The sequence below is a fragment of the Halobacillus seohaensis genome (assembly GCF_042663045.1).
GTDB lineage: Bacteria > Bacillota > Bacilli > Bacillales > Halobacillaceae > Halobacillus_A > Halobacillus_A seohaensis.
Window position 1 is genome coordinate 1 of sequence record NZ_JBHSZV010000050.1, and the last position, 5,770, is coordinate 5,770.

At 35.6% G+C, this 5,770-nt stretch carries 6 protein-coding genes; 2 read left to right on the forward strand and 4 right to left on the reverse strand.

Going from position 1 to position 5,770, the window contains the following annotated elements; genetic code table 11:
- Both ACFQIC_RS17600 and ACFQIC_RS17605 read left to right on the forward strand, forming a co-directional pair.
- Positions 1–590: arsenic resistance protein (locus ACFQIC_RS17600; RefSeq protein WP_390217554.1), on the forward strand; the 590-nt coding region annotated here is incomplete at its 5' end.
- Between the two features lie 453 nt (positions 591–1,043).
- A complete protein-coding gene (locus ACFQIC_RS17605) occupies positions 1,044–1,235 on the forward strand; it encodes a hypothetical protein (RefSeq protein ID WP_390217556.1) in 192 nt (63 codons plus the stop codon).
- A gap of 300 nt (positions 1,236–1,535) precedes the next feature.
- On the opposite strand, the gene ACFQIC_RS17610 is transcribed toward ACFQIC_RS17605, so the two are convergent.
- From ACFQIC_RS17610 to ACFQIC_RS17625, 4 genes are all read right to left on the reverse strand, one after another.
- Positions 1,536–3,461, reverse strand: a complete 1,926-nt coding sequence (locus ACFQIC_RS17610; protein ID WP_204712358.1) for a copper resistance CopC/CopD family protein — start codon at positions 3,459–3,461, stop codon at positions 1,536–1,538.
- Positions 3,462–3,786: 325 nt separating this feature from the next.
- Positions 3,787–3,915, reverse strand: a complete 129-nt coding sequence (locus ACFQIC_RS17615) for a hypothetical protein (RefSeq protein ID WP_390217558.1) — start codon at positions 3,913–3,915, stop codon at positions 3,787–3,789.
- Between the two features lie 326 nt (positions 3,916–4,241).
- Positions 4,242–4,556, reverse strand: coding sequence for a DUF2933 domain-containing protein (locus ACFQIC_RS17620; protein WP_204712359.1), 315 nt, complete (start codon positions 4,554–4,556; stop codon positions 4,242–4,244).
- Between the two features lie 306 nt (positions 4,557–4,862).
- Positions 4,863–5,770, reverse strand: a 908-nt coding sequence (locus ACFQIC_RS17625; protein ID WP_390217560.1) for a cytochrome c oxidase assembly protein, incomplete at its 5' end; no start/stop codon positions are given.

The window sequence follows — 5,770 nt, forward strand, 5'->3', positions numbered from 1 at the left end:
TTGCATTATCAACGGCTATCTTACCTCTAAACTTAATCTTACAGATCATTTTGTTGCCTATTTACCTTCTTATTTTTGGCGGAACGACAGGGGTTATAGAACTTTCATTTCTAGTGGAAAGTATTTTAATTGTTTTATTCATACCGTTAGTTTTATCTTTTTTAACAAAAATGGTCTTGAGAAACAAGAAACAGTTAAGAGACAATCTTATATATAATCTTAGTGTGTTACCGATTATTTTTCTAAGCCTTGCAATCATTGCAATGTTTGCTTCACAGGGACAATTATTGCTTGATAATTTAGATTTAATGTGGCAAATTACAATACCTATCCTCTTATTTTTTATTGTAAATTTTATCGTTGGTCAAAGGATTGGAAGGTTTATGAAGTTCCCAATCTCAGACAGAACAAGCTTAAGCTTGACTACTTTAGCTAGAAATTCGCCAATCGCTTTAGCGATTGCTATGACCGCATTCCCAGACCAACCTTTAATTGCCTTAACATTAGTTATAGGGCCATTATTGGAGTTGCCTATTCTGGCTATCATTACTCAGCTTTTATTATTTATTTCTAATAGAAAAAGTACATAAAACAATCTAAAGCACACATCATTTGTTTAATGATGTGTGCTTTCTTATTAAAGTATTTTCTTCTATAGTCTAAGTACATTCCTTCACAATCTCCATCTATTTAAAATAAATATCCCATTTTCTTTAAAAAGATCCTCAACAATCTGCCCCTTATCCTGAAGACTCAATATCAAGATAATTCGAAAGAAATACATAGTGATCATCTACTATCATTAGTGTAGTTATTCATCCATTGGAACCACCTTGCAAAAGAGTTTTATTTTTCAATTAGCCTCTTACTGGATTTCTTATACACTTCTCTCTTAACGGAGATGAAATGTATGAAGTCGAATATCATACATTTTTCACTTTTGAAAGACTACTTTGTAAATTGTTCTTTTTTAGAAAGAAAAAACATTTGAGTTTCTTTATAGTAACCTGATTATTATATTGGTTCTTGCTAAAAATACTAATATGGAGGTGTTTATAAACAAGACAGTGGCAGGGACTAGGATTCAACAAGTAAGAAAAGAGAATCCGAAGTCCATTATGGAGCCAGGCTATCCAGGGACAGATCCCAAAAAAGTAAAACAAGAAATTCAAAGGGATTTAAGCAAAGGTGTAGGGGCCATGACGTCTCGTGAGGCTGGATCAATAAGAGATTAAAGAGCCACTATTATTGTGGTTCTTTTAAAGCCCCTCTAACCGTCCAATCCCTCAATTTAAGTTAGAAATGTTTCGCACAACAATATGGCCCTTTTCTTCAATTAGGTTGGATTCACTGATCTTCTGCTTTAACATTCACTTCAACGGCAGACACACCCCCGTCTAATTCCTCCAACAATGGGTAACAGCCGATTTACAAGCGTCACATGTAAGGAGAATTCCCCCAAAAACGACCGTAAGATTTTTCATGCCTTATCTTTTAAAAATTGGATAGTTATTTTAACCCCTCTTAGTTTGTGATTACTCATTAAACCGCACTTCCCCAGGAACCACAATCGCGTATGGTAACCGAACCTCTTTCCCATTTTCCATCAGAACTTTCACTTTCATATTAATCGTTCCAGCACCATGTAGTAAATTTCCGGTCAATTTATATGTTCTTTTACCTACTTGAAACGCATTATTTTCAATTCGCCAGGTAGGTGGCATACTCAGTTCCACTTTCACATTTTCAATTTTAGGGTTTTCTTTAAATTCTAACGTAATGGTGTTTAACCCCATTTCTAATGGGGTTATTTGAACATTCAAACCCAAATCATTTGATGCTTCTGGAGTTTGCTTATAAACTCCTTGTTCAGCCGCACTGGGGTTAGCCGCAACTAACGATGCTGCAAAAAAGAAAATGATGAGTCCATATAGCACTTCTATTCTAACTCTTTTGAAGAAGGAGATCGTAAATTTGGAACTAAGTTGCCTAACCGTTTTTCGCTGGACGTATCCTATGATGATTAATAAAAAGAATAGTACTGTCTTAATTAGTAAAGACCTACCCCATTCGCTTTCTAATAGACTTTCTAATGAAGTAGAGGGCAGAAACTCGACCGTCATCCAGATGCCAGTAAATAGAATGAAACTAACACTTATCATTGCCCAATTAGAAAAGGAGGGACCAACTTTTTGTAGCCATTCTTTTTTTTCTTGGTGTTTCGGTTTGGCAATGAGTGAAAAAAGTCCTCCCATCCAAATGGCTACAGCAATAATATGTAAAGAAGTCATTATCATAGTAATATAACCACCGTATCGTGGATACGAGGCATGACCAATGATGAATGGCCATAATATTAAAGCCATACCAAATAATAATAAACGCACCTTTTTCATCCACATACCTAGGGTGAGAAGTCCCACTTGTAAAATAGGGATCCATGTGAACTTTAGCAGTAAAAATTCTTCTATTCCTAACTCAGGAAGATCTAGTCTATGATGAGTTATTAGTAATGCAATTCCTATTAAACTTAAACAATAGAACATTAGATTTATTTTGTTTCGCCTATATTGTATTACTCGATTTTTTAAAATAATTGAGTGAAACCATGATATTCCGAATAAACCTGTGAATCCAATAAATGTCAACCAATATGCAACTTGTTTAAGGCCAATAGAAAAGCTAAGGCTACTCCATTCAAAGATACTGTCATTACCTTCATTTGTTTTCATTGATGAAAAATCATCAACGGCAAAGTAAAAAACTCCTACTGTATCTCTTTGAATTTCTTTTGTCTCTTTTTTATCTGGTGAAGCATACCAGGTTATCTGGTATGATCCGGGCGAAAGTTCCTCAGAAATTGGAATAGTGACATGACTAGAATCTTCAGGGTCAATAACGGGTTCTTTTGTCCCAACAGGTTGTTGGTTATCATTAAAGATACCAAATGCTGTTACGTCAGCAGCTTGATTGAACCATAACTCTATCTGTTTAGGTGAACCCTTGTAAATTTCTCCGTCAGATATATTTGACTTAACTAACTCTAATTCCTTAAACTCCGACTTTTCGGATCCCCTAACAGAGAATCTAAACTTTTCTTTAATCACGTAACCATCTTGAGCAATCACATTGGTTTTAACTGTGTACTTTCCAGGTCCTAATTCTTTGTCGAGTTCCGCAAGAATATGCCCCCCGTCTTTAGCGTCCGATTCAGGTGTTAAAGTAGGTATTTCTCTTCCTTTTGAATCAATTACCTTGATAGAACCCTGATGAATAACGACGGGATCTTGAAACCAAACCTCAATCGTTGAAGGTGCTTCTTCCAAAACTCCCCCCCCTTTGGGGAACGTTTCTTCTAGTGAAGAGTGGGCTTCTGCAGTTGAAGTATAAATAAATAACAAAAAAAATAATAAAATAAAATAAGTACACATGATACTTGTCCGTAAAATAAATCCATTCATAGTAGTCTACAGCTGCCTTTCTACCTTTAATCTAATTATTTTGGGTAAAGAAAAAATAGATTTATGTAACTTATGATAAGCAAAAATCTAAAGAATAGTTGAATCCACTTCCTCATGGAATGTTCCTTGGTATATAGGCGTTGTTTCTCTTCCCATTTTCACGCCCACCATTAACAAGCTTATATTTTCATGTTTCATGACCAAACATCTTAGCATCCCTTTCTTTATGACCACGTTTTTTCCTTCTTAGTCTGCTAAGGAGATGGGTCCCTAGGTTGATTTCAAAGTAAAATTGGGGCAATTAGTTCCTACCGGCACCCCAGCTTTATTTGTATTGGTAGTTTGTTTCCCCTGAATGAATCCTAATACTGCGAGAATCAATATTAAACCGACATACCGGAACCCAGAGCATCCATCGTTTCCCTTGCCCTTTTTGGTTTTTATTATGTTTCATAGCCTAACTTCCTTCTAATGAATGTTGGCTATTGATTTTTAACCCGATAACCCAACACCTATTTGACTCCTTATGTAACTCACAAATTGGAGCACTTTGATTTAAACAAAAAAATGTGGAGATTTTATGAGGTCGTTGTACTTTCCATGATTTTCACATGAGGTAACAATAGAATAAAAGAGCTAATTCAATTCACATAAGCCATCTCTCTACAAATGAATCATTGCAATTTAGCAATGTATATGGGGGTAGCTAGAACGAAAAAGCGAGCAGGCTACGCCCCCTCGCCTATCGCCTCAGCCATGTTGTTATCCCGTAGAGCCATTTTAAGATCCCCCTGTATTCGTCCTTTTTTCTTTTCCTTCTTTTATTCTGACTACATTTTTTGAGGGAGATTCTTCCGATGACTGGATTTCTTTCATGTCTTTCATATCCTGCATTAATTTTTGGTTTTCTTCCATCAATTCGGACATTTTGACTTGGAGAGATTGAACATCCTGCTGAGAAGCTTCTGGCTGTATTTCCGTGCCTTTTGCTTCCTTACCTTTTGCACCCTTGTCTTTGTTACAGCTAAACATCCCTTTCATACAAACCAACATCATCAACGGACAGGCTAACAGGATAAGTAACTCCCAACTCATCTGTCTTACACCCCCTTTTAATTTAGGTGTTTTTAGTATAGGTCATAAATGTGATAAAAGTTTGAGGAATCCAAGGGTAATGATTTAATTGAAAAAGATCAAAAGCCACCGGTTCTATTACAGAACTGGTGGCTTCTGATCATATTTTTCACTTGATCCTTCTTAGCATAATAGAAGTTTAATAGTGAAAGGAACTGCAATCAGGGGAATTCTCTAATTAGTTACACAGTTATCTGACTCTCATGAATTATTAGACATTCATTAGCTAAATTGATTTTTCTACACAGGAATCAAATATCTCAAATTTCACTCCACTACACTTTGATACTCATCAACTTCCGCATCCTTGGCTCTCTCCAATCTCGCCCATTTAAAGAATACATAGGCAATCGCTGTACCATAGGAAAACTCCTGAACGACCTTCATAATGATTCCCCCTAGTTGCTGATCACGTAGTGGTGTAAGCGATGCAATCACTTGTGGTGCTTCCTCTATGGAAGGGTATATCACATCACCCGAAAAGATAATCAAAGCACAGGCTGGTGTTATCAACATTCCATTAGCAAACATGTAACCAATTTTCTTTAGATAGGACATTTCGCTAAATTGATCTTCTGGCGCAAAAAGTTGTATCCACATTAAAAAAGCAGATGTATTTATTACAAGATGCAAAATTTCCAATAAAATAAATTGTTCCAAAAAGTATTCGTATATTGATGGTAAATGATAAAAGGACCATAATACATTAAATAACAGTAAGGTGAACAAAGGAGATTTCAAAATACCTAAGAACCTTGGTTTAAGAAGTTTTTCATTTAAAAGTTGGTAAAATCCCCGTGGCATACCTAATAAAATTAGAGGTGGCATGACAATATACATAAAAGATTGCTGGAGCATATGTGCACTTAATACAAGATTATTAGATAAGATAGCAATAGGACCCGCTAATGAAATATAAATGGTTAATAACCCTAAAAGAAAACATATCTTTTTCTTTAGATCACGCTCTTCTAAACGATTGCTTGATATTTTACGCATCGTCCGTAGGTAAGCAATGTAAACCAATGCTAAGGAAAGAAATAAAATTGGATTCAATATCTCGAGCCAAGTGTACTGTTGAAATAAATTTTCGTCTCCATTTGCCCTTACTTCTGGCTTGTGGGCAAATGTTTGAATCGGTAAAAAAGCAAATAAGAACAGTGTTAAGCCTAATA

Coding starts and splice junctions, on each gene's coding strand:
- ACFQIC_RS17605 (WP_390217556.1), top strand. CDS start 1,044: ATGGAGGTGTTTATAAACAAGACAGTGGCAGGGACTAGGATTCAACAA.
- ACFQIC_RS17610 (WP_204712358.1), bottom strand. CDS start 3,461: ATGAATGGATTTATTTTACGGACAAGTATCATGTGTACTTATTTTATT.
- ACFQIC_RS17615 (WP_390217558.1), bottom strand. CDS start 3,915: ATGAAACATAATAAAAACCAAAAAGGGCAAGGGAAACGATGGATGCTC.
- ACFQIC_RS17620 (WP_204712359.1), bottom strand. CDS start 4,556: ATGAGTTGGGAGTTACTTATCCTGTTAGCCTGTCCGTTGATGATGTTG.